Here is a 25,848-nt window from a genome sequence, read left to right as displayed (position 1 = left end):
GGCCCCGACCCCCAGTCCCGTTCCGGCCCCCGCGCCGGCGGCGGCGGGATCGTGGGAGAAGCGCGCGGTCGATCCGGGCGCGTGGCGCTATGACGCGGGCAGCCGCAGCGCGAGCTTCGTTCAGGCCGGCAACCCGGGCCCGCTGCTGACCATGACGTGCAGCGGCGGCGGCATCCGGCTCACCTCCGCCCTCGACGGCAATGTCGCGCTGCGCACCAGCGCCGGGACCGACCAGATCCGCTTCGACGGCGGCGCGGCGAGCGTGCCGGCCGGCGACATCCGCCTCGACCGCATCGCCTTCAGCCGCGGCCGCTTCGCGCTCGAAGCGCCGGGCGGCGGCGCGCTGACCCTGCCGGTGCAGTCCGAGATCGGGCGCGTGATCGAGGATTGTAGGGGGTAGTTTTCGAAAGTGGCTTTGGGGTGGGACTTCCCCCTCAATTCTCGTCATGCTGAACTTGTTTCAGCATCCATGGCCTGCGCTCGCATTTGGCGCAGCGCCGAAGGAAACCGCTGGCCATGGATCCTGAAACAAGTTCAGGATGACGATGCTACGAATGTGGCAATAGTCCCCTCGATTACAGCCATTCCCTCAAGAGGGAAAATCCCCCTTTCCTACATTATTCCGCTGTGTCAGCTTTCGCCCATGGCTCTTTCAAATCGTCGATCGTCGCCAGCCCGCGGCAGCCGGCCTAAAGCGACAAAGGAGACAGTTTCGACGCGCACGTCCGTATCTTTTGTCGCCTTAAGACCACAAAGGACACAAATCGCATGCGTAAATGCGGGGCTTTTGTGGCTTTAAGCCCCCAGCCGGACCGTGCCGCCCTTGATCCAGCCCCAGCGGCACGGACCCTGATATTCGCGCGCGTTCGGCACCGATTTGCCGACGCCGCACATGTCCTGATCGGTTCCCGGCGCGGCGAAGACGACGCCGAACCACGCGTCGTTATCGGCCGCTTCGCAGAGCGACACCTTCGCGCCGCCCGCGAGCTTCGCCTTGACCGCCCGCGTTTCGCCGGGCGCCCAATAGACGTCGGTGCCGCCGTCCTTGACGCGGCTGATGCTGGAACAGGCGGGCAGGCTCGGCCCCTCGGTGCCGATCATGACCGCGCGCGCCGCGATCGGGTCGCCGCCGAGTGCGGGCGCATTATCGGCGGGCGGTGCGGGCTGGCTGCAGGCGGCGAGCGAGAGGGCGAGGACGAGCGGGAGACTGTGTTTCATGGCTCCGAAACTAGCCGCCGCGCCGCTGCGGCGCAACGGGCCATCCGAATCGGCGGAGAGGCGCATTTTCGCTTGGGTTTTGCGCCCCTCGACCCTATATACTCGATATGACAGATACGCCCGAAACCGGCGCGCCCGAGAGCGCCTCCAAACAGCCCAACACCAACGCCTATGGCGCCGATTCGATCAAGGTCCTGAAGGGCCTCGATGCGGTGCGCAAGCGTCCCGGCATGTATATCGGCGACACCGACGACGGGTCGGGGCTGCACCATATGGTGTTCGAGGTTTCGGACAATGCGATCGACGAAGCGCTGGCGGGCCACTGCGACCTGGTCCTGATCACGCTGAACAGCGACGGGTCGGTCAGCGTCGAGGACAATGGCCGCGGCATCCCGACCGGCATCCACGCCGAGGAAGGCATTTCGGCGGCGGAAGTCATCATGACCCAGCTCCACGCCGGCGGGAAGTTCGAGAACACCAGCGACGACAACGCCTACAAGGTGTCGGGCGGGCTGCACGGCGTCGGGGTCAGCGTCGTCAACGCGCTGTCCGAATGGCTGGAGCTCACGATCTGGCGCGACGGCCAGGAACATTGGATGCGCTTCGAGCATGGCGATTCGGTCGCCCCGCTGAAGGTCACCGGTCCCGCGCCGGCGGGCAAGAAGGGCACGCGCGTGACCTTCATGGCCTCGACCGAGACGTTCAAGAATGTCCTCGAGTTCGATTTCGAAAAGCTCGAGCATCGCTACCGCGAGCTGGCGTTCCTCAATTCGGGGGTGCGGATCAAGCTGGTCGATGCGCGCCACGCCGAGCATGTCAGCCATGACCTGTTCTATGAAGGCGGCATCGCGGCGTTCGTCAAATATCTCGACCGCAACAAGACCGCACTGCTGCCCGATCCGATCGCGATCAGCAGCGAGCGCGACGGCATCGGCATCGACGTCGCCCTCGAATGGAACGACAGCTATTATGAAAATGTGCTGTGTTTCACCAACAACATCCCGCAGCGCGACGGCGGCACGCACCTCGCGGCGTTCCGCGCCGCGCTGACCCGCACGATCAACGGCTATGGCGACAAGTCGGGCATCCTCAAGAAAGAGAAGGTCTCGCTGACCGGCGACGACATGCGCGAGGGGCTGACCGCGATCGTCTCGGTCAAGCTGCCCGATCCGAAGTTCAGCAGCCAGACCAAGGACAAGCTGGTCAGTAGCGAAGTTCGCCAGCCGCTCGAAAGCCTGATGGCCGACCGGATGACCGAATGGCTCGAGGAAAATCCGGCCTACGCCAAGGCGGTGATCCAGAAGGTGATCGACGCCGCCGCGGCGCGCGAGGCGGCGAAGAAGGCGCGCGAGCTGACGCGGCGCAAGGGCGCGATGGACATTGCGAGCCTGCCGGGCAAGCTCGCCGACTGTCAGGAACGCGACCCCAGCAAGTGCGAACTCTTTCTGGTCGAGGGCGATTCGGCAGGCGGATCGGCGAAGCAGGGCCGCGACCGCCATGTGCAGGCGATCCTGCCGCTGAAGGGCAAGATTTTGAACGTCGAGCGCGCGCGCTTCGACCGCATCATCTCGTCGAAGGAAGTCGGCACGCTGATCCAGGCGCTCGGCACGGGCATCCGCGACGAATTCAACATCGAGAAATTGCGCTATCACAAGATCGTGATCATGACCGACGCCGACGTCGACGGCGCGCATATCCGCACGCTTCTGCTCACCTTCTTCTATCGCCAGATGCCCGAGATCATCGAGAACGGCCATCTCTACATCGCCCAGCCGCCGCTCTACAAAGTCGCGAAGGGGCGGAGCGAGGTCTACCTCAAGGACGACACCGCGCTTGAAAACTATCTCGTCGATGCCGGTATCGACGCGCTGCTGCTCGAAACCCCGGGCGGGGCGCGGTCGGGCAACGACCTGCGCGATCTGATCGAGCATGGCCGGCGCCTGCGCGCGCTGATGCGCTATGTGCCGCGCAGCCTGAACCATGGGCTGGTCGAGGCGCTCGCCTTTGCCGGCGCACTCGACCCGAACCTCGACACCGCGGGGCGTCACAGCGCCGCCGCGACCGCCGCGAACTGGCTCAACGCCGCCGAGCGCGCGCTGACCGGCGGCGGCGAAGCCGTCTGGACCGTCGAGGCGGTCGAGGGCGGCGGCTATACGCTCGAACGCCGCTGGCGCGGGGTCAGCGACCTGCACGCGGTCGACGCCGCCTTCCTGCAGAGCCAGGAAGCGCGCCGCCTGCACAAGCTCGCCGGCGAGCAAGCCGAAACCTATGCGCGTCCGGGCCGCCTCGTGAAGGCCAGCGGCGCCGCGGCGGTCGAGGTCGAGCCGGCCGACGGCGAGGAGGAGGATGTCCCCGCCGCGGCCAGCGCCAAGGCGAACCCGGTCACCCGCCCGTCCGAACTGCTCGACGCGATTTTCGCGCACAGCCGCAAGGGCCTGGCGATCAGCCGCTACAAAGGCCTTGGCGAGATGAACGCCGAGCAGCTGTGGGAAACCACACTCGACCCGGCCCATCGCTCGCTGCTGCGCGTGCGCACCGAGCAGGCCGACGTCGCCGACGGCATCTTCGAGCAACTGATGGGCGATGAGGTCGAGCCGCGGCGCGATTTCATCCAAACCAATGCGCTGAGCGTCGCCAACCTCGACGTTTGACACCATCCCGACGTAAATTCGGTTCGATCCAACGCGCGGCGGCTTGTCAGGACAGGCCGCCGCTGCTTTTGGCGCTCCACCAAAAAGGGGGAAGATGTCATGCGGGTCTTTTCAGCCCTGTTGATGCCGATGCTGCTGACGGTTTCGGCCGCCGCGCAGGATTTGGACACCACCGACGACGTGGCGATCGAGGCCCCGGATGTCACCGAAATCGACGGCGGAATGGCGAGCTATTACGGCAACGAACTCGCCGGCAACCGCACCGCGAGCGGCGAACGCTTCGACCCCGGTCAGATGACCGGCGCCCACCGCACGCTGCCCTTCGGCAGCATGGTGCGCGTCACCAACGTGTCGAACGGCGACAGCGTCGTCATCCGCATCAACGACCGCGGTCCCTTTTCGCGCGGCCGCGTGATCGACATCAGCCAAGCCGCCGCGCGCGAGATCGGCATGCACCGCAGCGGCACCGCGCGCGTGAAGCTGGCGCTGCTGAACGACGATTGAGAGTCAGCCGACGCTGGAATCGAACACCGACCAGCCGGCCGCATAAGCGAAATGTTCGAGCGCGATCGCGCCGACCAAGGACGTCCCCGCCTCGTTGAGCCCCGGCGACCAGACCGCGATCGACCCCTGTCCGGGCGCGATGCACAGGATGCCGCCCCCGACGCCGCTCTTGCCCGGCAGACCGACGCGGAAGGCGAACTCACCCGAATTGTCATAGTGGCCGCAGAGCATCATGATCGCGTTGATGCGCCGCGCGCGATGCGGCTCGATGATCTGCTCGCCGGTCAGCGGATCGCGGCCCTCCATCGCGAGGAAAAGCCCCGCCTTCGCAAGCTGGCGGCAGCTCATGGCGATCGCGCACTGGCGGAAATAGACGCCCACCGCATCTTCGACCGGATGGCGGAGATTGTCGAACGCCTGCATGAAATAGCCGAGGCTGCGGTTGCGCGCCCCGGTCTGCGATTCGGAGGACGCGACCTCCCCGTCGATCGCAATGCTCGCGTCGCCGGCGCGGGCGCGCAGGAATTGCAGGATTTCCTCGACGGTCGCGTCGCCGTCGCGGCCGTCGATCAGCCGGTCGGTGGTCGCGATCGCGCCGGCGTTGATCAGCGGATTGCGCGGGATTCCGGCTTCGCTTTCGAGCTGGACGATCGAGTTGAACGCGCTGCCCGACGGCTCGCGCCCGACGCTGTCCCAAAGCGCGCTGCCGACGCGGCGAAGCGCGAGCGCCAGCGTGAAGACCTTCGACACCGACTGGATCGAGAAGGGGATGTCGGCGTCGCCCGCGGTGTGGAGGGTGCCGTCGGGAAGCGCGAGCGCGAAGCCGAACCGGTTCGGATCGACCTTGGCGAGCGCCGGGATATAGTCGGCGACCTTGCCCTGGCCGCGGTGCGGCAGGGCGACGTCATAGGCTTCGGCGACGCAGCGGGCGAGATCGGTCATGGCTTTTCCTAGCAACTTCATTCGCGATTGCATGTATTTTCATTTTCGAGAAAATATTCTATAAATATGAAATTAAATGACCGACTCGGGAGACGAGACATGGCCGACCATCCGCGATCGAAGGGGCTTTCGAGCGCCCTCTGCTATAAGGACAGCAAGGCGGCGTTCCGCTGGCTGGAGGAGGCGTTCGGGTTCGAACCGGTCTTCGTGCTGCTCGATGAGGCCGGCAACCTCGCGCACAGCGAGATGGAATATGGCGCCTCGACGATCATGATCGGCAACGAATGGTCCGACGACCATCGCAGCCCCGCGAACCTCGGCGGCAAGAACACGCAGACGGTGCATGTCCAACTGGGCGCGGGCGAGGATATCGACGCGCATTGCGAGCGGGCGCGCGCGGCGGGCGCCGCCATCATCGCCGAGCCCGAGACGCAATTCTATGGCGACCGCACCTATCGCGCCAAGGATCCCGAGGGGCATATCTGGACCTTTGGCGTGACGGTCGCGGACAAGACCTCGGACGAATGGGACGCCGAGGGCGGTTTCACGACGAAGACGCGGCTCGACGATTGAGCGCCGCGATCGACCGGATGCTGGCGGCGATTGCCGACCCCAAGCGGCGCCGCGCGGTCGAGCTGCTGGGGCAGCGGCCGCGCAGCGCGGGCGAGCTGGCCGGCGAACTCGGACTCGCGCCCCCCGCGATGAGCCGGCATTTGCGCGCGCTGAAGGAAGGCGGGCTGGTCGAGGATGGGCATCCCGATTTCGACGCGCGCGTCCGCATCTATTCGCTGAAAGACGGCGCGACCGACGAGCTCAAGCGTTGGCTCGCCGAGACCGAGGCGCTGTGGTCGCACCAGCTTGGCGCGTTCAAACGCCATGTCGAGGGGAGCGAATGACCGCCGCCGTCATCGTCGCGCTGCGCGTCGCGGCGACGCCCGAGGTGGCCTTTACAGCCTTCACCGACGGGATCGGCCGCTGGTGGACGAGCCATCCGCTGTTCCCAATCACATCGAAGGGCGACGGGGTGCTGCGCTTCGACCCGGCGGGCCCCGACGGCCGCCTCGTCACGCGCTTCGCCGACGGCGAAGAATGGGAGATCGGACCGGTGCGCCACTGGCTGCCCGGCGAACGGCTGGCGTTCGGCTGGCGCGTCCCGAGCTTTGCTGCGGATCAGGCGACCGAGGTCGATGTGCGCTTCGAGACGGTCGGCGCTGAAACGCGCGTGACGGTAGAGCATCGCGGCTGGGATGCGATCCCGCAGAAGCATGTCGCGCGTCACGGCTTCGACCTGATGCTGTTCCAACGGCGGCTTGGCGAGCATTGGCGCGGGTTGCTGAAGAGGGTGAGCACGCAGATTTAGGGACGGCGGCTTTGGGGTGGAGAGTTGCCCATCAATTCTCGTCATGCTGAACTTGTTTCAGCATCCATGGTCTGCGCTCGAATTTGGCGCAGTGCCGAAGGAAACGGCGAGCCATGGATCCTGAAACAAGTTCAGGATGACGATGATATGAACCTCGTGGTCCGGTCGTTACCCCACCATCAAGAAAGCATTGCACCCATTCCTGTCCCGCCCCACGGTCAACCTATGTCCCTCCCCGCCCCTTTTACCGACTGGTTCGCTGCGCGCGGGTGGCGGCTCAGGCGGCATCAGGCCGATATGCTTGCAGCCGGGCGGCGCGGCGAGAGCGCCTTGCTGGTCGCCGCGACGGGGGCGGGCAAGACGCTGTCGGGATTCCTGCCGAGCCTCGTCGATCTGGCCGAGCATCCTTCCGACCGGCTGCACACGCTCTATGTGTCACCGCTGAAGGCGCTCGCCGCCGACGTCGAGCGCAATCTGCTGGGGCCGATCGCCGAGATGGGGCTCGACATCAGCGTCGAGAGCCGCAGCGGCGACACCAGTTCGGACAAGAAGGCGCGCCAGCGGAGCCGGCCGCCGACCATCCTGCTGACGACGCCTGAATCGCTGTCGCTGCTGCTGTCCTATGCCGACAGCTTCACGATGTTCGCCGATTTGAAGACCGTGGTGATCGACGAGATCCACGCCTTTGCGCCCGGCAAGCGCGGCGACCTGCTGAGCCTGGCGCTGGCGCGGCTCCAGCATATCGCCCCGAACTTGCGCCGCGTTGGGCTGTCGGCGACGATCGCCGATCCCGACCAGTATCGCGGTTGGTTGGCGCCCGATGCCGATGCCGGCCGCGTGACGCTGGTCGAGGGCGAGGCGGGCGCCGATCCCGACATCGACATATTGCTGCCCGCGGGCGCGGTGCCATGGGCGGGGCATTCGGGGCGCTGGGCGGTGCATCAGGTGATGGAAGTGGTCGCGGCGAACCGCACGACGATCATCTTCTGCAACACGCGCGGGCTCGCCGAGCTGATCTTTCAGGAGCTGTGGAAGGTCAACGACCTCAGCTTGCCGATCGCCATCCATCACGGCAGCCTCGACCGCGAGGCGCGCCAGCGCGCCGAGCAGGCGATGGCCGAGGGGCGGCTGCGCGCGCTCGTCGCGACCTCCAGCCTCGACCTCGGGCTCGATTGGGGCGACGTCGATTGCGTGATCCAGATGGGGGCGCCCAAGGGATCGTCGCGGTTGCTCCAGCGGATCGGACGCGCGAACCACCGGCTCGACGAACCGAGCAAGGCGCTGATCGTGCCCGGAAACCGCTTCGAATATCTGGAGGCGCGCGCGGCCTTGGACGCGGTCGAGGCGGGCGAGCGCGACGCCGACCGCTTCCGCCCCGGCGCGCTCGACGTGCTCGCGCAGCATGTGATGGCGCTCGCCTGCGCCGCGCCGTTTCAGGAAGAGGCGCTGCTCGCCGAGATTCGCAGCGCCGCACCCTACCAGTGGGTCGATGCCGAAACCTTCGCGCGCCTGCTCGGCTTCGTGCGCGACGGCGGCTATGCGCTCAAAAGCTACGACCGCTTTCGCCGCCTCGCGCCCGACGGGCAGGGCGGCTGGCGGATCGCGCATCCGCGGCTCGCCGCGCAGCACCGGCTGAACGCGGGGATCATCGTCGATGCGCCGACGCTCGACGTGCGCTTCAAGAACGGGCGGCGCCTAGGCAGCGTCGAGGAATATTTCGCGAGCACGCTCGTCACCGGCGACACCTTCGCCTTCGCGGGTTTGAGCCTCGAGGTCGAAAGCATCCGCGACACCGACCTGATCGTCCGCGCGACGACCAAGCCCGCGCGCATCCCCTCCTATGTCGGCGCGCGCATGGCGCTGTCGACGCGGCTCGCCGACCGGGTGCGCGGCTTCCTGGCCGATCCGACGAGCTGGCAGCGCTTTCCCGAGGATGTGCGCTTCTGGCTGGAGATGCAGGCGCTGCGATCGGTGCTGCCGCGCCCCGGCGAGTTGCTGGTCGAGACCTTCCCGCACGAGGGGCATCACTACATGATCTGTTACCCCTTCGAGGGGTGGAACGCGCACCAGTCGCTCGGCATGCTGATCACCAAGCGGATGGAGCGCGCGGGGTTGCAGCCGCTGGGCTTCGTCGCGTCGGACTATGCGCTGGCGATCTGGTCGCTGCGCCCGGTCCTGCATCCCGAAAATCTGTTCGATGCGGAGATATTGTCCGAAGAGTTCGTCGAATGGGTCGAAAGCTCGCATTTGCTGAAGCGCGCATTTCGCGAGGTCGCGGTGATCGGCGGGCTGATCGAGCGCCAGCATCCTGGCAAGCGCAAGACCGGCAAGCAGGTGACCTTTTCGACCGACCTGATCTTCGACGTCCTCAGGAAATATGAGCCCGATCATCTGCTGCTCGAAGCCGCCTGGGCCGATGCGCGCGAGCGGCTGACCGACGTCGCGCGGCTCGGCGACCTGCTCGACCGCGCGGCGGGAACGATGCTGCACAAGCAGCTGGAGCGCGTCAGCCCGCTCGCAATCCCCGCGCTGGTGCTGATCGGGCGCGAGAATGTCGCGGCGTCGGACCTCGACGACGCGCTGCTCGGCGAGCTCGCCGATACGCTGGCCGAGGAAGCGATGCGTCCCGATTAGCGGGATCGCGCGTGACCGGCGTTTCGCTTGCTGCGACTGCGCATGAGGCGTAGTATTGCGGCAAAATATATACGGAAAGAGGATGCCTGTGATGCCCCATGCATGGAAGCGGTTCGTCCCAACGGCCCTGCTGCTGGCGGCGCCGCTGCCGACCGGCGCGTCGCAACCGCCCGCGCCAGCCTCAGCGCCCGGCACTGCGGCGCCGGCAACGCCGCCCGCCGAAACCGTGCTGCCGCCCGTCACCGTCGTTCCCTTCATCCAGCCCTTCGATCTCGATGCGACGCGGCGGATGTCGGTGCAGGTGATGATCGGCGGCAAGGGGCCCTATTCCTTCCTGGTCGATACCGGCGCCGAGCGCACCGTCATCGCGCGCGAGCTCGCCGAGCGACTGGGACTCGTCGAGGGCGCGAAGCTGCGGCTGGCGACGATCGGCAGTTCGACCACGGTGCCGAGTTACCGTATCGCCGCGCTGCAGATGTCGAACCTGCACCTCGCCGGGGTCGACGCCCCGGCCTTTTTCGGCCGGCATATCGGCGCCGCCGGGCTGATCGGGGTCGACATGCTCGAACAGCGCCGCATCCTCATCGATTTCCGCAAGGAAAGCATGCAGGTGCTCGAAACCCGCCGCCGTGCACCGTCGCTGATCAAGGACGACGATGCGATCGTCGTTACCGCGCGCAATTCGGCGGGGCGGCTGATCCTGTCCGACGCCCGGCTGAACGGCAAGCGCATCGACGTGATCGTCGATACGGGGGCGCAGACGAGCGTCGGCAACCTTGCGCTGCAGAAGCTCGTCGCCGACCGGCGCGCGAACCGGCTGCCCTTCGTCGCGACGACGCTGGGCGCGGTGACCGGCGAGACGGTTTCCGCGACGCGCACCGCCATCAAGCGCATCGTGATCAACGGCATGGACGTGAACGATCTGCCGGTCAGCTTCGCCGACAGCCAGGCGTTCCGCGCGCTGGGCCTCAACGACCGGCCGGCGCTGTTGCTCGGCATGGACAGCCTGGCGCTGTTCGACCGCGTCGAGATCGATTTCCCGAACAAGCGCGTCGTCTTCGACCTGCCCGACGGCGCCAGCCGCGACACCAAGCTGCGCTTCGCCGCAAACTATGTAGACCGCGGCGTCTAGGGCGCTTGCCCGGCGCGAAGCGGCTTGCCATAGCGGCGCCATGACCGCCGCCGCGACCTTCGCCTTTGCGGGCCAGCAGTTCCAGATGCTGGCCGACCGCGCGCTGTTCTGGCCGCGGCACGGCGCGCTGATCGTCGCCGACCTGCATCTCGAGAAGGCGAGCTGGTACGCCGCGCACGGCCAGCCGCTGCCGCCTTATGACAGCCACGACACGCTCGACCGGCTCGCCGCGCTCGTCACTGCGACGGGGGCGGGGGCGATCTGGTGCCTGGGCGACAGTTTCCATGACCGCGACGCCGCAAGCCGGATCGTTCCCGCGGTCGCCGAGCGGCTGCACGGGCAGGCTGCGGCGACCAAACTCGTCTGGATCGCGGGCAATCACGACGGTCTGACCGGCGGCGCGTGGGGCGGCGAGGTCGCCGACGAGCTGGTCGTCGACGGCATCGTCTTTCGCCATCAGACCCTCGCCGCCGAAACACGGCCCGAAGTGTCGGGGCATTTCCACCCCAAGCTGCGCCTGAACCTGCGCGGACGCCTGGTTTCGCGCCCCTGCTTCGCGGGCGACAGGCAGCGGCTGATCCTGCCCGCTTTCGGCAGCCTGACCGGCGGCCTCGCCTGTGAAGACCCGGTGATCGCAGGAAATTTTTCGGGAAGCTATCGCGCGATGCTCGTCGCGCGCGGGCGCCTGCTGTCGGTTCCGTGCGCGAATGACGCTACGGCAAGCCGTATCGCCGCCGCGCGTTGACCGCCCGCGGCCGCCGGCCGCCCCTTCACGCCTGTGACCAAAAAGCCTCACCGTTTGAAAAACGCCGCAAAAGCGTGGCCTCCGGCTGGAACGGCCTAGCAATTTCGATATGTTCGGCGGGCAACAAAAATAATGAAATGTTGAGAGGAGTGCCCACCATGAAATCATCTTCGCTTCTTGCTGCGCGTCTTTTGCGCACCAGCGCGCTCGGCGTGTCGCTCGCAATCGCCGCCGTATCGGTCCCCGCCTTCGCGCAGGATAGCACGGCCGACACCGACGACAGCGGCGATGCTCCCATCGTCGTGACCGCGCAGGGCCGTTCGCAGCTGTTGTCCGACGTCCCCGTCGCGATTTCGGCGGTCAGCGCCGAAACGCTGCAGAACAGCGGCGCGAACGACATCCGCCAGCTCAACCAGGTCGCCCCGTCGCTGCTCGTCTCCTCGACCGGCTCGGAAGCCAATGGTTCGGCGCGTATCCGCGGCATCGGCACCGTCGGCGACAACCCGGGCCTCGAAAGCTCGGTCCCGGTGTTCATCGACGGCGTCTATCGTTCGCGGTCGGGCATCGGCCTCAACGAACTCGGCGAACTCGACCGCATCGAGGTTCAGCGCGGGCCGCAGGGTACGCTCGGCGGCCGCAACTCGTCGGCGGGCCTGATCAGCATCTATTCGAAAAAGCCTGCGTTCGATTTCGGCGCCACCGGTGAGGTCACCTATGGCAATTATGATTACTGGCGCCTTGCCGGCAGCGTCACCGGCCCGCTCGGCGAAACGCTCGCCGCACGCCTCGACGGCGTCTGGGTTAAGCGCGACGGCTTCCTGCGCGACACGGTCAACGGCCGCGACATCAACAACCGCGACCGCTATTTCCTGCGCGGCCAGCTTTTGTTCGAGCCGACCGACGCGCTGTCGGTCCGCCTGATCGCCGATTACACGTCGCGTGACGAGGAATGCTGCGGCGCGATCTATGTCGGCCCGACGGTCAATCCCTATATCGGCAACCTCAACAATCCGAGCACCGTCGGCGTCGCGCCGACCGCGACGACGAACAACATCATCAACGTGCTGCGCGACCTCGGCCAGCCGCTCGCGGCGTTCAACCAGGGCTACAGCCGCAATATCTCGGTCAGCCCCGGCCGCAGCTTCGCCGGCGAGACCAAGGATTACGGCTTCTCGGGCCAGATCGACTATGATTTCGGCGGCGCGACGCTGACCTCGATCACCGCATACCGCGAATATCGGTCGGGCCAGGCGGGCGACGTCGATTACAACACCGTCGATATCCTCTATCGCGCGCCGAGCGACGATGCGTACCGCCAGTTCCACACCTTCACGCAGGAAGTCCGCCTGCAGGGCGAGGCCTTCGACGGCAAGCTCGACTGGCTGGTCGGCGGCTTCTACGCCAATGAAAAGCTGCGCGTGCGCGACAACCTTCGCTTCGGGACGCAATATGGCCGCTTTGCGACCTGCCGCATCATCTCGGGCGGCGGCCTTGCCGGTCTCTATTCGCCGACCAACCCGCTCTGCGTCGTGCCCGGGGTCGGCCCGGCGACGATCGCAGGCGCCAGCGGTGCGTCGGGTCCGGACATCGTCGCGGCCTTCACCGCGCTCGACGGGCTCCGCGATCGCGGCAGCATCAACGACGTCTATCGCCAGAACGGCAAGAACTGGGCGCTGTTCACGCACAATATCTTCCACATCACCGACAAGCTCGATTTTACGTTCGGCCTGCGGTACACCAACGACAAGAAGAAATTCTCGGCGACCTTCACCAACGACAACACGGTCTGCACCACGGTGCAGGGTCTGGTCCTTGACGACCTGTCGAGCACCAACGCCACCGCGCGCGCATTGGCTGGCGGCCTGATCGGTCTCGCCTGCCAGGGCAATTCGACCGCCGAGCTCAACAATGTCTCGATCAACGACAAGCGCAGCGAGGACGAGTTCACCGGCACCGCGATCCTGTCGTACAAGCCGATTGACGACCTGCTCGTCTATGCGAGCTATTCGCGCGGGTACAAGGCGGGCGGTTTCAACCTCGACCGTTCGGCGCTGAAATCGCCGATCCTGCCGTTCGCGGCGACCCCCGGCGGCGCGCAGTCGCTGGTCGGCAACCTGCAGTTCGACCCCGAAACGGTGCACAGCTATGAACTGGGCGCGAAATATTCGACCGGTCCGTTCGGCCTCGGCCTGACCTTCTTCCGGTCGGACTTCTCCAGCTTCCAGCTCAACACGTTCAACGGCACGGTCTTCCTGGTCCAGAACGTCAATGGATGCGACACGAGCCTGAACGGCGGCGACCGCGACCAGAGCAAGTTCACGGGGGCGCCGAACTTCAACGCGGCGGCGGCAACGACCGGCGCCTGCGCCGCGGACGACGTGAGCTATGGCGTGCGCTCGGAAGGTTTCGAGCTCGAAGCGTCGCTGGTTCCGGCGCGCGACTTCCGCATGACCGCGGGCCTGACCTATGCGAACACCAAATATCGCAGCAACCTGGTCGGCAACAACAACGGCGCGCCGCTCGATCAGGCCCTCCGCCTGCTCCCCGGCAACAATCTGTCGAACGCGCCCGAACTGGTCGCGACCGGCAGCGTCGCCTGGACCCCGGACATCGGCAGCGGCGGGCTTTCGGGCCTCGTCTACATCGATGGCCGCATGACCAGCGACTACAACACTGGGTCGGACCTCTTCCCGCAGAAGGAGCAGGATGGCTACGCGATCTTCAACGCGCGTATCGGCATCCGCGGCCCCGACGAGAAATGGGGGATCGAATTCTGGGGGCAGAATATCTTCAACAAGCAATATGCCCAGGTGGCGTTCAACTCGCCGTTCCAGGAAGGCGGCACGTCGACCGGCACCGCTTTCGCCGACCCGCAATATCCGGGCGGCCGCCAGATCTTCTCGCAGTTCCTCGCCGAACCGCGGACCTATGGCGTGACGCTGCGCGGCAAATTCTGATCGCGTAAGACGGGGTAAAGAAACCGCCCGCTCGCTTCGGTGAGCGGGCGGTTTTCTTTTCGGTTCGCGCGAAGGCGCGAAGCGGGCCTTTCATTCTGACATCGCAACAGACGCGGGGTTGATCGAATAGCGGCCTGTCGGCCGATCACGATCTTCTTCGCGCCTTCGCGTCTTCGCGTCTTCGCGTGAAAAATCCTAGCGCGCTCGTGCCGCCTGGTGCGCGATGTCGGTCATCAGCTTGCGGAACAGCACGGCGCCCGCGGTGCCCGATGCCTTGAGCGCGCGTTCGCAGTCGAGGAGGCGCGTCATCAGCCGCGCGACGCGCACCGAATCCCAGATGTGGAGCTGCGCGGTCACCGCGTCGCGTTCCTTCCAGAACACGCCGCTGCTCTTGGCCGCGACGACCGTCGCGGGATGCGCCCCCGCGTCGACCTCGGCGCGCAGCCGCGCGAGCTGCATCGCGCGGATGCCGAGCGCGCGGATGATGCGGATCTCGGCGACCCCGACCGCGGCGGCGGTGCTCAGCATGTCGGGCAGCTCGCGCACCTTGCCGCCGAGCGCGACGTTGATGCACTCGCTGACATCCTCCTCATGCGTCGCGGCGCCGAGCGCGGCGATGTCCGCGGCGGTCACCTGGCGCTGGCGATCCGCGGCGGCGTCGAGGTAGAGCGCGATCTTCTCGATCTCGCGGCGCATCAGCGCCTGATCGCCCGAGACGAGGTCGACGAGCAACTGCGCCTCGGCATTGCCGAGCCGGAGGCCCTGTTCCTGCGCGGCGCCCATCGCGATGCCGACGAGCGCGCGGCGGTCGGGCTGGTAGCAGATGGCGGCGACGGCATTTCCGGCGCCCTCGACCAGCTTCACCAGCTTCGACTTGGCGGTGACCGATGCGCCGGTCGCGATCACCGGGTTGATCGCGGTGTCGGCGGCGAGCAGCGCCTCGACCGCGGCGAGGCTGTCGTCGCCGCTGCCCGACAGTTCGACCTTGATCACCCGGGACGGCGAGAAGAGCGACATCGACGCGGCTTCGGCGGCAAGCAGCGACGGATCCTGCGAGAGCTGCGAGCCGGAAAGGTCGAGGCGCTCGGCGTCCTTGCCCGCCAGGCCGATCAGATGGTGCGCGACGGCTTCCATCGTCGCTTCGTCGGGGCCGGTCAGGAGGGTGAAACGAACCGCAGGGTCGAGGCGCGTCTGGCGTTCGAGGTCGTGCGGCTTGACGCTTTTCATTGCCCGGCCGGCGCGGGCGGCAGCGCGTCGGATGTTCGGCCGCCGCCGCGGTTCGCATAGACCGCAAGGCGCGCGACGATCTGGTCGGCGACGCCCGAGGCGAGGCGTTCGAGCGCCGAGCTTTCGGCGGCGATCGTCGCATATTCGCTGCCGACGACGTCGATCCCGGCGTCGGAGAAGGCCGTCGCGTCGAGCAGCACTTCGCCGGTCGCGCCATCGACGAGCTGGTAGCGCGCGCGCAGCGTGCGGCGCTCGCGCGTCACCGCATCGTCAGCGCGGACGCCGAAGCCGGTGATCGAATCCTCGAGCCGGACGTCGAGGCGGAGGCGATTGCCCGCGCCCGCGCCGCCCTGCGCCGCCTGCAAGCGGTCGCGGAGCGCATTGCGGACGAGAAAGCCCGAATGGCCTTCGATCGGCGCGACGTCGACGTCGGCGAGCACCTGCGCCACCGCGCCCTTGCTGCCGTTCGCATAGAGCGGACGAAGGCCGCAGCCGCCGACGGCCAGCGAAGCGGCGACGAGGGCGGAGAGAAAAAGGCTACGCATCCTGAGCACCACTAACCCTTATTCCGTTCGTGTCGAGCGAGTCGAGACACCTGGAAGGCAAACACGAACGATCGGCGTCTCGACCTTGATTCATCCTGAGCGCCTTCCGGCAGTCGAAGGGCTCGACGCGAACGGACATAAAAGGTTCCGCCCGAATGCCATCATCAGGGAACGATATTCACCAAACGGTCGGGGACCACGATCACCTTCTTCGGCGTTGCGCCGGCGAGCAGTTCGACGATGCGCGGGCGCGCGAGCGCGGCGGCTTCGGTCGCCTGCCTGTCGAGACCCTTGGCGATCGTCATCGTGTCACGGAGCTTACCCGCCATCTGGATCGCGATGGTCACCTCGTCATCGACGAGCAGCGCCGGATCGGCAGCGGGCCATGCCGCATCGGCGACCATTGCGGTCGGGCGCTGGCCGTCCGGCAGCGCGGCCCAGGCTTCCTCGGCGAGGTGCGGCATCATCGGGGCGACGAGCAGGATCAGCGTGCGGCATGCCTCGGCGCGAGTGTCGGAAGGCCTCGCCTTTTCGATCTCGTTCGCGAGCGCGTGGATCTTTGCCACCGCCTTGTTGAAACCGAGCGATTCGACATCGGCGGCGACGCCCGCGATCGTCTGGTGGAGCTTGCGGGCAAGGCCCTTGTCCTCACCGCCCTCGCCCATATTCTCGGTATCGCCGAACAGGCGCCACAGGCGCTGGACGAAGCGCCACGCGCCCTCGATGCCGGCCTCGCTCCACGGCAGATCGCGCTCGGGCGGGCTGTCGGAGAGCATGAACCAGCGCACCGCGTCGGCGCCATATTGGTCGAGGATGGCGTCGGGATCGACGACATTCTTCTTCGACTTCGACATCTTGATCACGCGGCCGACATCGACCGGCGCGCCATCGGCTTCGAGCGTCGCGCCGTCGGCGGTGCGCACGATCTCGTCGGGGGTGAAGAAGAGCGGGGCGTGGCCCTCGCCCTGTTCGCGGCTGTAGGTTTCGTGCGTGACCATCCCCTGCGTGAACAGGCTGGCGAAGGGCTCCTGAATGTCGATCATCCCGAGCTTGTTCAGCGCGCGCGTCCAGAAGCGCGCGTAGAGCAGGTGAAGGATCGCGTGCTCGATACCGCCGATATATTGGTCGACCGGCAGCCAGCGGCGGATGACGTCGGGATCGAAGGGCTTGTCCGCGGGGGCCGAGGCGAAGCGCAGAAAATACCAGGACGAATCGACGAAGGTGTCGAGCGTGTCGGTCTCGCGCACGGCTTCGCCGCCGCACGACGGGCATGCCACATGCTTCCACGTCGGATGGCGGTCCAAGGGGTTGCCGGGGACCGAAAAGTCGGCGTCCTCGGGCAGCACGACGGGCAGCTGGCTTTTCGGGACCGGCAGCAGGCCGCAGGCATCGCAATGGATGAAGGGGATCGGGGTGCCCCAATAGCGCTGGCGCGAAACGCCCCAGTCGCGCAGCCGCCATACGGTCGTGCCCTTGCCCCAGCCTTCATGCTCGGCGCGCGCGATGATCGCGACTTTGGCTTCCTCGATCGTCATCCCGTCGAGGAAATGGCTGTTCACCAGTCTGCCGGGGCCGGTGTAAGCCTCGGTGCCGGTGAAATGCTGTTCGGTGTTATCGCCGTCGGCGATCACGCGGTGCACGGGCAGGCCATATTTATGCGCGAAGTCAAGGTCGCGCTGGTCGTGCGCCGGGCAGCCGAAGATCGCGCCGGTGCCATAATCCATCAGCACATAGTTCACGACCCAGACCGGCAAATGCCAGTCGGGGTCGAGCGGATGCTCGACCGCCAGGCCGGTGTCGAACCCCAGCTTCTCGGCGGTTTCCAGCTGTTCGGCCGACGTGCCCTGGCGGCGGCATTCGGCGATGAAGGCGGCGAGCTCGGGCGAATCCTTGGCGAGACGTTCGGCGAGCGGATGGTCGGGCGAGATCGCCGCGAAGCTGGCGCCATAGAGCGTGTCGGGGCGCGTCGTGAAGACGTCGAAGCCGGGCGCGCCGCCCGCGAGTTTGAAGCTGAATTCCAGCCCCTGCGACTTGCCGATCCAGTTTTCCTGCATCAGCCGCACCTTGTCGGGCCATTTATCGAGGCTATCCAAGCCTTCGAGCAGCTCGTCGGCGAAGTCGGTGATCTTCAGGAACCACTGCGACAATTTCTTCTTTTCGACGAGCGCGCCCGAGCGCCAGCCGCGACCGTCGATCACCTGCTCGTTCGCGAGTACGGTCATGTCGACCGGATCCCAGTTGACGTAGCTTTCCTTGCGCGTGACCAGCCCCGCGGCGAAAAGGTCGAGGAACAGCGCCTGTTCCTGCCCGTAATAGTCGGGCTCGCACGTCGCGAGTTCGCGGCTCCAATCGATCGCGAGGCCGAGCCGCTTCAGCTGGCCGCGCATCGCGGCGATATTGTCGCGCGTCCAGCCGCCGGGGTGGACGCCCTTTTCCATCGCGGCGTTTTCCGCAGGCATGCCGAAGGCGTCCCAGCCCATCGGGTGGAGGACGTCGTGGCCGGTCATCCGCTTGAAGCGCGCGAGGACGTCGCCCATCGCATAGTTGCGGACATGGCCCATATGGATGCGCCCCGAGGGATAGGGAAACATCTCGAGGATATAGGCCTTGGGCCGATCCTTACCTTGGGCGTCGCCGCTATCCGTGGTGGCGAAGCTGTTGGCGGCGTCCCAGGCGGCCTGCCACCGGGCATCGGCGGCGAGAGCGCCAAAGCGCGTTTCGCGGGTCATTCGTTCTTACCCCGTTTATCAAAATGCCATCGATCAAAATAGTGCGCCCCCGCGAAGGCGGGGGCCCATCACCTGCCGTTCAAATCCGAAACAACCGGAGATGGATCCCCGCCTTCGCGGGGAAACACGGAAATTCGATATCAGCCCTCGATCGCGCTGCGGCGCAGGTCGCGGGCGCGGGTGAGGATGATTTCCTCGAGCTTCTGTACCGTCGCCGCCTGCACCGGCGCATCGACCCAGGTGCCGCCCTGCGCGACCTGGCGCGAGGCCGCGACGCGGAGCGCGTCGGCGCGCAGGTCGCGGTCGAGGATCGACACGGTGACCTTCATCCGCTCGCCGGGGTTCGCCGGGTTGGCGTACCAGTCGGTGATGATCACGCCGCCCGAGCTGTCGGCCTGCAGCAGCGGCATGAACGACAGCGCGTCGAGCGAGGCGCGCCACAGATAGGAATTCACGCCGATCGTCGTGACCTGCGATGCGGCAAGGTCGGCCTTCGGCTTGTCCTTGCCGGCGCAGGCCGAAAGGCCGAGCGCCGCGACGCCGAGCAGCGCCAGCGTGGCCGAACGCGAGGCAAGAATGGAAAGCTTGGACATGCGGGACACCTTATCTTTATAAGCGCCGCAAAGGCCGCGCTGCTGCAAATTTGACAGCGTCTCTATCGCCCTTGCCGCCGTCCGGCAAGCGCGGGAATCGCGTCTTTTCGGCCGTTCATCTTGGGCTCAGCTTGCGACACCACTGTGGTCTTGAGGCAACAACTTCGGCGAAAAGCCGGATGCACGAGATTAATCGGTCGCGAATCACTGGAATTATGCGCCACGGAAGCCTATCTCTCGAATCGATTGGGGACGGAGTCGCAGAATGATGGCGCGGAAACCGCGACATATTTGGAAAGCAGGACTGATCGCCGCAGCGGCGATTTCAGTTGCGCTGCCGCCTGCGCTCGCAGCGATGTCCAGCAATTCCGACCGCATCCGCGACACGACGCTGTCCGAAACGCTGCTCGGCCAGTTCACCCCGGCGTCGGGCGATCCGCGCCTGATCGCGCGTTATGCCAAGATGTCGGCCGAACAGCGTCGCAGCTTCAGCTTCACCCCCGCGCTCACCGACGAGAGCCGCAAGAATCGGGCGATCACCGTCGTGATCCGCGCGCGCGACGAGAACAGCCTCGCCGCGGCGCTCACCGGCACGGCGCGCAAGGCTCCGATCGCGATCACCCCGGTCGCCTATGACCTCGGCGCATCGGTCGGCTTCGAGAAATTCGTGACCCCGGCGCTGCCGCGCGGCACCGATTTGCGCAACCTGCCGGTCGCCAAGGCGCCCGAACAGGCCGACGCCAAAAAATCGCGCTTCGCGACGCGCGTCATCGCGCGGCCGAGCGACCCCGCCGGCGCGACCGACCGCGTCACCGCGCCCGGCGACGACCAGAATGTCGATGTGGTCAGCAGCTACCGTGTGACCAAGAATCTCGACGTCACCGCGGGCGTTCGCTACCGCACCGACGACCGTGTCCAGCCGCTGACCGACGCGCGCCGCGACAGCCAGGCGGTCTATGTGGGCACCGCGTTCCGCTTCTGACGCGCTTGGCGCTTCGCCGCTTTTTCATCCCAAGCATCGATCGCCGCCCATCCGGGATTGAGTCCGCTCGCGCGCTTTAGTCGACGCGCGTGCACAGGAGTCATGCCGCCAAGGGCGACGGGTTTTGCGCCGGTCAGACGCGCCAGCCGCAACCATGCGGCGCGTCCGAGCGGCGGCGCGCCGGGATGCGAGCGCGTGCGATGCAGCGGCGAGATGAAGGCGCCATCGGCCTTCGCACATCTGGCGCGGCGCGCCTCGCGCGCATCGTGCACCGGCATGGTGACGATCAGACCGAGGCGATGCGCCTGCTTCGCACGGCCCGCCATCGGCTGGCGCAGATGGACGCCATCGGCGCCCCAGCGCTTCGCCATTGCGGGCGCTCCGGCAAGCAGCAGGACCAGCTTTCGCCCGCGCGCCATCCGCGCGAGGCGGCGCGCCAGCCGCCAGCGCGCGCCTGGCTTCAGCGCGTCGTGGCGCAGCACGATGCCGCTGCCCGGCGGCAGGATCGCAGCGAGCGTGATCATGCCCGCCGCGGCGCGTTCGTCGCTGACCAGCCAGCGGAGAGGCAGGGGGTGGCGCCGGACCATCGCCCTTTCTATAGGCGCGTCGCGGGCGCACGCAACGCGCCCTTCGAGGAACGGACTATGAGCGACGCGGCGAACCGGCTGGCCGAAGTAAGAGCGAATATCGCGGCGGCGGCCAAGCGCGCGCAACGCAAATCGGCCGATATCGAGCTGATCGCGGTGTCGAAAACGCACGAAGCGGCGGCGATCCGCCCGCTGATCGCGGCGGGGCAGCGCCATTTCGGTGAGAATCGCGTGCAGGAGGCCGCGGCAAAATGGCCCGCACTGCGCGCCGAAACCCCCGATGTCGTGCTCCACCTGATCGGCCGGCTCCAGTCGAACAAGGCCGAGGAAGCGGTGGCGCTGTTCGACGCAGTGCACTCCGTCGACCGTTCGTCGCTGGTGCAGGCGCTTGCCAAGGCCTGCGCGAAGGCGGGGAAGCAGCCGCAGCTGTTCGTGCAGGTCAATATCGGCGACGAGGACCAAAAGGGCGGCTGCGCGGTCGCCGACCTGCCCGCCTTGCTTGCCGAAGCGGCCGCGGCGGGCCTCAAGATCGACGGGCTGATGGCGATCCCGCCCGCCGACGTCGAGCCCGCGCCCTACTTCGCCCTGCTCGACGAACTCGCCGAGCGCCGCGGCCTGCCGCTGCGGTCGATGGGGATGAGCGGCGATTATGAGACCGCGGTGATGCTGGGCGCGACGCATGTGCGCGTGGGGACGGTGTTGTTCGGGACGCGCTGACCGTCGCTTGCACGCGCTTGCGATGTTGATAGCTTCCGGCCGTGGATATTCTTTCAGGCATTTTTCGATGGATCGACCGGGGCTATGACGATGGCGTCAGCCGGTCGAACTATGTCCTTGGCCTGATCCTCGCCCTTCTTGGCCTTCTGGCCTCGAACGTCGAGTCCGGTAGCGTTCAAACGTTTCTGATGGTTGTCGCCGCCGCCGTCGCGGCCGTGTTCATATGGCGACTTATCGCTTGGACTCGGCGTCTGGCGAAGAAGGCGGACAGCAAGACTATCCGCCATCGCTAGTTCACGGCGATCGGAAGCGGACGGCGAGTCCTACTGATACTCCACCGTCACCGGAATCCGGCCGCGATAGTCGCCGCCGCTGGCGCCGGCGACCTGCAGGCGGCCGCCGAAGCGGAACTGCAAGCGACCGTCGGGGCCGAGCCGCGGCGCGGCGCCGAGGTCGGTCGCGAGGCCGACGACGCGTGCGGTGCGGCCGTCGCCGCTTTCGAGGTCGACCGTCGGAGGCAGGAAGACGCGCACCTCGGCGCCGGGTTCGCCGCTGACGGTGACGGTGCCGGTGAGCGACATGCCGCCGAGGTCGACGATATTGCCCCGCACGCGCCGCGCGCCGGTCAGCGGGTCGATCTCGACCTCGCCGCCGCCGGCTCCGGCCGCGACGCGGCCCATGTCGAGCTGGGTTTCGACCTCGACGCGCAGCGGGGTTTCGGCCTTGCGCTTGACGAGGCCCGAGCCGCCGCCATCCTTGCCGCACAGCAGGCACTGCGCCGCCGCCGGAGACGGCGCGGCGAGCAGCAGCGGCAGGCCAAGGATCAGGCGCAGTTTCACGCCTGTCGCCATAGCCGCGCCATGGTTAATCCCGCGTAAAACCGCCTTCGCCCCATTCCGCTGGCGGAGGGCCCCATTTGGGTCTAACCAGCGCCTGATGAGCCTCCCCCCGCTCCCCCATCTCAACGCCCTGGCCACCGCGGTCCCGACCCATGATATCCATCAGGCCTTCATCGACTGGGCGACCCCGCGCCTGACCGACGAGCGCATCCGTGCGCTGTTCTCGCGGATGGCCGGACGCTCCGGAATCGATCATCGCTGGTCGGTCCTGCCCCCGACGTCCGGCGGCGGATCGCCCGTCGCGCCCGGCGGCTTCTACGACGTCCCCGGCCTGCCTCCGACCTCGGCGCGCATGACCGCCTATGCCGAACATGCCCCCGAACTGGCGTTGCAGGCGATCGCCAAGCTCGGCGATGCGTTCGATCCGGCGCGGGTGACGCATATCGTCGTTGCCAGCTGCACGGGGTTCGTCGCGCCGGGGATCGACCAGATCCTTGCACGGCGGCTGGGGCTTTCGGCGACGGTCGAGCGCGTGCTGATCGGCTTCATGGGCTGCTACGCGGGGGTTACCGCGCTGCGCACCGCGCGGCATATCGTGCGCTCCGAACCGCAAGCGGTGGTGCTGGTGGTGAGCGTCGAGCTGTCGACGCTGCACTTGCAGCTGGAGGACAAGCCCGAGCCCCTGCTCGCGATGCTCCAGTTCAGCGACGGCGCGGCGGCGGGGATCGTTTCGGCCGATCCGGGCGGTCTCGAACTCGGCGAAGGCATCAGCCTCGCGCTCGACGACAGCGAAGAGCTGATCCGCTGGCATATCGGCGACACCGGTTTTGCGATGCACCTGTCGGGCGAGGTGCCCGGGCGCCTCCGCGAGGCGCTGGCCGCGCCGGCGGTCCGCGAAAGGCTGTTCGGCGATGGCGCGGCGCCCGCGTTGCTCGCGATCCACGCCGGGGGGCGCTCGGTCCTCGATGCCGTCGAACATGCCCTCGCCGTCCCGCCCGAAGCGCTCGCCGACAGCCGGTCGGTGCTGGCGCGCTTCGGCAATATGTCGTCGGCGACGATCCTGTTCGTGCTCGCCGAGATGATGGCGCGCGGCGCCGAAGGGCAGGGGATTGCGGTCGCCTTCGGCCCCGGCCTCGCCGCCGAGGCGATCCGGTTCGGCGCATGAACCCCTTCGCCAGCCTCGCCGAACCGATCGCGCGCGAGGAGGAGATGGACGCCGCCGAGCTGCCGCCCGATCGCTATGCCAGGGTGCTCGCCGACCTGTCGCGCGTCAACGCGCTGACCCTGGCGCGGCGGCCGACGGTCGGCTTTCTGGAGCGGGTGCGCGCGCGCGGGGTCGGTGCGAAGCCGTGGCGCATTCTCGACGTGGGGTTCGGCGCGGGCGACATGCTGGCGCGCATCGCGCGCTGGGGCGATGCGCGCGGGGTGCCGCTGGACCTTGTCGGGGTCGACCTCAATCCGAAGAGCGCGCCGGTTGCCGATGCGAAGCTCGCCGGCCGCGCAACGCTGGTCACCGGCGACTATCGCGATCTGGCGGGGCAGGGGTGGGACATCATCCTGTCCAGCCTCGTCACCCATCATATGACGCCGGTGCAGCGCAGCGAATATCTGCGCTTCATGGACAAGGAATGCGCGCGCGGCTGGCTGGTCAACGACCTGCACCGCCAGCGCCTGCCCTTCATGGGTTTTCCGCTGCTTGCGGTGCTGGCGTTCGCCGATCCGATCGTGCGCCGCGACGGGCAACTCTCGGTCGGGCGCAGCTTCCGCCGCGCCGAATGGCGGGCGATGCTCGCCGAAGCGCTGCCTGACACCGCGGGCCAATGCCGCATCTTTCGCAGCTTCCCCTATCGCCTCTGCGTCGAGCGCATCCGGTGACGCAGGACGCCATCGTCGTCGGCGCCGGGCCAGCCGGCTCGGCCGCGGCGATCGGGCTGGCGCGGGCCGGCGCGAAGACGCTGCTGATCGAGCGCACGAAGGAAACGGGCGATGCGCTATGCGGCGGCTTTCTGAGCTGGCGGACGCTCGCGCGGCTCGACGCGCTCGGCATCGATCTGGTGGCGCTCGGCGGGCAGGCGGTGCGCAGCGTGCGGCTGTTCGCGGGTGCGCGGCAGAGCGAAACGCCGCTGCCTGGCGAGGCGATGGGGGTGTCGCGGCACCGGCTCGACGGCGCGTTGCAGGCGGCCGCCGAAGCCGCGGGCGCCGGGCTGGAGCGCGGGGTGCATGCGACGGCGCTGGACGGCGGCGCGGTGCAGACGCGCGACGGCGCGTCACTGGCCGCGCCTTCGCTCTTCCTCGCGGCGGGCAAGCACGGCTTTCGCGGCTTTGCCCGCGAGCCCGGCGAATGGCAGCGCGGCGATCCGGTCATCGGACTGCGGCTGCGGCTGCCCGCGCACCCTGCCCTCGACCGCCTGGTCGGCGACGCGGTCGAATTGCACCTCTTCGACCGCGGCTATGCCGGGCTGGTGCGGCAGGAGGACGGCAGCGGCAACCTGTGCCTGGCCGTCCACAAGTCGCGGCTCGACGAAGCGGGCGGCGATCCCGCAGCGCTGCTGCGCGCGCTCGGCGACGGGCTGCCGCATTTGGGCGCACGGCTGGCCTATGCCGACTGGTCGCGCAGCGTCGATGCGATCGGCCATGTCCCCTATGGCTGGCGGACCGCCGAGACGTCGGCCGGCCTGTTCAGGCTCGGCGACCAGGCGGGGGTAATTCCGTCGCTGGCCGGCGAAGGCATGGGACTGGCGATCGCCAGCGCCGGGGCCGCGGTGGCTGCCTGGCATCGCGCGGGAGCCGATGCGGCCCCGGCCTTCCAGAAGCAGCTCGCGTCCCGGATGCGGCGCCCCTTTGCGCTGGCGAACCTCGCCTGGCGGGCGGGAGAAGCGCGGGCGACCGCCGCGCCGATGGTGTCGCTGGCGTCACTTTTTCCCCCGCTGGTGCGAATGGCATCGCGCATGACGCGGATCGACGCCGGCTGATCCGCCCCTTGCGACACCCCGGCTTCGCACCGATATTGGCCCCAACGAAGGAGATCATCGCATGGCCGATCCCAACACCGACAAGCAACTCGATCCGATGGCGCACCATGTCCTCCGCGAGGGCGGCACCGAGCGCGCGTTCACCGGCAAATATACCGACCACAAGGGCGACGGCGTCTATCGCTGCGCCGGTTGCGGCGAACCGCTGTTCGACAGCCGCACCAAATATGACAGCGGGTCCGGCTGGCCGAGCTATACCGCGCCCGCCGCGGGCGATGCCGTCACCGAACTGACCGACCGCAGCCACGGCATGATCCGCACCGAAGTACGCTGCGCGAAATGCGAAGGTCATCTGGGCCATGTCTTTCCCGACGGCCCCGGGCCGACCGGCCTGCGCTATTGCATCAACAGCGCGGCGCTTGACTTCGCCGAGCGCGGGCAGGATGAGGCGGACACCGGCGAAAGCTAACCAACCCGCCGGCACTGACGCATCAGGGGCGCAGTGAGGGAAGGA

At 67.5% G+C, this 25,848-nt stretch carries 25 protein-coding genes; 16 read left to right on the top strand and 9 right to left on the bottom strand.

Annotation, left to right across the window (positions count from 1 at the left end; all coding sequences use genetic code 11):
• A partial coding sequence (locus tag ATE67_RS21745) for a hypothetical protein (protein WP_058818103.1) occupies positions 1–400 on the top strand: 400 nt, incomplete at its 5' end.
• A gap of 395 nt (positions 401–795) precedes the next feature.
• On the opposite strand, the gene ATE67_RS18440 is transcribed toward ATE67_RS21745, so the two are convergent.
• Positions 796–1,218: a hypothetical protein gene (locus tag ATE67_RS18440; RefSeq protein ID WP_058818102.1), complete on the bottom strand. Its 423-nt coding sequence runs from the start codon at positions 1,216–1,218 to the stop codon at positions 796–798.
• A gap of 107 nt (positions 1,219–1,325) precedes the next feature.
• Between ATE67_RS18440 and gyrB the strand changes: the two genes are divergently transcribed.
• Both gyrB and ATE67_RS18430 read left to right on the top strand, forming a co-directional pair.
• A complete protein-coding gene (gyrB, locus tag ATE67_RS18435) occupies positions 1,326–3,869 on the top strand; it encodes a DNA topoisomerase (ATP-hydrolyzing) subunit B (protein ID WP_058818101.1) in 2,544 nt (847 codons plus the stop codon).
• Positions 3,870–3,968: 99 nt separating this feature from the next.
• Complete coding sequence (locus tag ATE67_RS18430; protein ID WP_058818100.1) at positions 3,969–4,373, top strand: septal ring lytic transglycosylase RlpA family protein; 405 nt, start codon at positions 3,969–3,971, stop codon at positions 4,371–4,373.
• A 3-nt stretch (positions 4,374–4,376) separates the two neighbouring features.
• On the opposite strand, the gene ATE67_RS18425 is transcribed toward ATE67_RS18430, so the two are convergent.
• Positions 4,377–5,315: a glutaminase gene (locus ATE67_RS18425; RefSeq protein ID WP_058818099.1), complete on the bottom strand. Its 939-nt coding sequence runs from the start codon at positions 5,313–5,315 to the stop codon at positions 4,377–4,379.
• A 99-nt stretch (positions 5,316–5,414) separates the two neighbouring features.
• Between ATE67_RS18425 and ATE67_RS18420 the strand changes: the two genes are divergently transcribed.
• The 7 genes from ATE67_RS18420 to ATE67_RS18390 all read left to right on the top strand — a co-directional run bounded on the left by ATE67_RS18420 (position 5,415) and on the right by ATE67_RS18390 (position 14,143).
• The gene (locus tag ATE67_RS18420) at positions 5,415–5,888 is read left to right on the top strand and encodes a VOC family protein (RefSeq protein WP_058818098.1); all 474 of its coding nucleotides are present in this window, start codon (positions 5,415–5,417) and stop codon (positions 5,886–5,888) included.
• Complete coding sequence (locus ATE67_RS18415) at positions 5,885–6,211, top strand: ArsR/SmtB family transcription factor (RefSeq protein ID WP_058818097.1); 327 nt, start codon at positions 5,885–5,887, stop codon at positions 6,209–6,211. Before ATE67_RS18420 ends, ATE67_RS18415 begins: the two co-directional genes overlap by 4 nt.
• Positions 6,208–6,675: an SRPBCC domain-containing protein gene (locus ATE67_RS18410; protein WP_058818096.1), complete on the top strand. Its 468-nt coding sequence runs from the start codon at positions 6,208–6,210 to the stop codon at positions 6,673–6,675. The genes ATE67_RS18415 and ATE67_RS18410 overlap by 4 nt, the downstream gene beginning before the upstream one ends.
• Positions 6,676–6,900: 225 nt before the next feature.
• On the top strand, positions 6,901–9,309 hold the full coding sequence (locus ATE67_RS18405) for a ligase-associated DNA damage response DEXH box helicase (protein WP_058818095.1): 2,409 nt from the start codon (positions 6,901–6,903) through the stop codon (positions 9,307–9,309).
• 91 nt (positions 9,310–9,400) lie between these two features.
• Positions 9,401–10,441: a retroviral-like aspartic protease family protein gene (locus ATE67_RS18400; protein ID WP_058818125.1), complete on the top strand. Its 1,041-nt coding sequence runs from the start codon at positions 9,401–9,403 to the stop codon at positions 10,439–10,441.
• Between the two features lie 40 nt (positions 10,442–10,481).
• Complete coding sequence (pdeM, locus tag ATE67_RS18395) at positions 10,482–11,186, top strand: ligase-associated DNA damage response endonuclease PdeM (protein ID WP_058818094.1); 705 nt, start codon at positions 10,482–10,484, stop codon at positions 11,184–11,186.
• A 158-nt stretch (positions 11,187–11,344) separates the two neighbouring features.
• Positions 11,345–14,143, top strand: a complete 2,799-nt coding sequence (locus tag ATE67_RS18390; protein ID WP_082660492.1) for a TonB-dependent receptor — start codon at positions 11,345–11,347, stop codon at positions 14,141–14,143.
• Between the two features lie 195 nt (positions 14,144–14,338).
• Here the strand turns inward: ATE67_RS18390 and holA are convergent, their stop codons facing one another.
• The 4 genes from holA to ATE67_RS18370 all read right to left on the bottom strand — a co-directional run bounded on the left by holA (position 14,339) and on the right by ATE67_RS18370 (position 19,237).
• Entirely contained in the window at positions 14,339–15,370 is a 1,032-nt protein-coding gene (gene holA, locus ATE67_RS18385) for a DNA polymerase III subunit delta (RefSeq protein WP_058818093.1), read from the bottom strand.
• Positions 15,367–15,915: an LPS assembly lipoprotein LptE gene (gene lptE / locus ATE67_RS18380; protein WP_082660491.1), complete on the bottom strand. Its 549-nt coding sequence runs from the start codon at positions 15,913–15,915 to the stop codon at positions 15,367–15,369. Before lptE ends, holA begins: the two co-directional genes overlap by 4 nt.
• A gap of 164 nt (positions 15,916–16,079) precedes the next feature.
• Complete coding sequence (leuS, locus tag ATE67_RS18375; RefSeq protein ID WP_058818091.1) at positions 16,080–18,644, bottom strand: leucine--tRNA ligase; 2,565 nt, start codon at positions 18,642–18,644, stop codon at positions 16,080–16,082.
• A 140-nt stretch (positions 18,645–18,784) separates the two neighbouring features.
• Entirely contained in the window at positions 18,785–19,237 is a 453-nt protein-coding gene (locus ATE67_RS18370) for a DUF3576 domain-containing protein (protein WP_058818123.1), read from the bottom strand.
• Between the two features lie 355 nt (positions 19,238–19,592).
• Here ATE67_RS18370 and ATE67_RS18365 point away from each other — a divergent pair, with 355 nt between their 5' ends.
• The gene (locus tag ATE67_RS18365; RefSeq protein WP_231728223.1) at positions 19,593–20,219 is read left to right on the top strand and encodes a hypothetical protein; all 627 of its coding nucleotides are present in this window, start codon (positions 19,593–19,595) and stop codon (positions 20,217–20,219) included.
• Here ATE67_RS18365 and ATE67_RS18360 read toward each other — a convergent pair.
• Entirely contained in the window at positions 20,192–20,806 is a 615-nt protein-coding gene (locus ATE67_RS18360) for a thiamine phosphate synthase (protein WP_058818090.1), read from the bottom strand. The two genes, ATE67_RS18365 and ATE67_RS18360, sit on opposite strands and share 28 nt — an antisense overlap.
• A gap of 57 nt (positions 20,807–20,863) precedes the next feature.
• Here ATE67_RS18360 and ATE67_RS18355 point away from each other — a divergent pair, with 57 nt between their 5' ends.
• Complete coding sequence (locus tag ATE67_RS18355; RefSeq protein WP_058818121.1) at positions 20,864–21,523, top strand: YggS family pyridoxal phosphate-dependent enzyme; 660 nt, start codon at positions 20,864–20,866, stop codon at positions 21,521–21,523.
• Between the two features lie 53 nt (positions 21,524–21,576).
• On the opposite strand, the gene ATE67_RS21505 is transcribed toward ATE67_RS18355, so the two are convergent.
• Entirely contained in the window at positions 21,577–21,810 is a 234-nt protein-coding gene (locus ATE67_RS21505; protein ID WP_156417106.1) for a hypothetical protein, read from the bottom strand.
• 36 nt (positions 21,811–21,846) lie between these two features.
• Positions 21,847–22,362 (bottom strand): DUF4402 domain-containing protein, encoded by a 516-nt coding sequence (locus ATE67_RS18345; RefSeq protein ID WP_231728222.1) that lies wholly within the window; start codon positions 22,360–22,362, stop codon positions 21,847–21,849.
• A 97-nt stretch (positions 22,363–22,459) separates the two neighbouring features.
• On the opposite strand from ATE67_RS18345, the gene ATE67_RS18340 reads away from it, so the two are divergent.
• The 4 genes from ATE67_RS18340 (at position 22,460) to msrB (ending at position 25,803) form a co-directional block, all read left to right on the top strand.
• Positions 22,460–23,527, top strand: a complete 1,068-nt coding sequence (locus ATE67_RS18340; RefSeq protein WP_058818088.1) for a type III polyketide synthase — start codon at positions 22,460–22,462, stop codon at positions 23,525–23,527.
• The gene (locus ATE67_RS18335; protein ID WP_058818087.1) at positions 23,524–24,237 is read left to right on the top strand and encodes a methyltransferase domain-containing protein; all 714 of its coding nucleotides are present in this window, start codon (positions 23,524–23,526) and stop codon (positions 24,235–24,237) included. The genes ATE67_RS18340 and ATE67_RS18335 overlap by 4 nt, the downstream gene beginning before the upstream one ends.
• Positions 24,234–25,334 carry an NAD(P)/FAD-dependent oxidoreductase gene (locus tag ATE67_RS18330; protein WP_058818086.1) on the top strand — a complete coding sequence of 367 codons (1,101 nt, stop codon included), beginning with the start codon at positions 24,234–24,236 and terminating at the stop codon, positions 25,332–25,334. The genes ATE67_RS18335 and ATE67_RS18330 overlap by 4 nt, the downstream gene beginning before the upstream one ends.
• Positions 25,335–25,395: 61 nt before the next feature.
• Positions 25,396–25,803: a peptide-methionine (R)-S-oxide reductase MsrB gene (msrB, locus tag ATE67_RS18325; protein ID WP_058818085.1), complete on the top strand. Its 408-nt coding sequence runs from the start codon at positions 25,396–25,398 to the stop codon at positions 25,801–25,803.
• Positions 25,804–25,848 lie beyond the last annotated feature (45 nt).

The organism is Sphingopyxis sp. H050 (assembly GCF_001468265.1).
Classification (GTDB): Bacteria; Pseudomonadota; Alphaproteobacteria; order Sphingomonadales; family Sphingomonadaceae; genus Sphingopyxis.
This window is presented reverse-complemented; position numbering and strand designations above follow the sequence as displayed.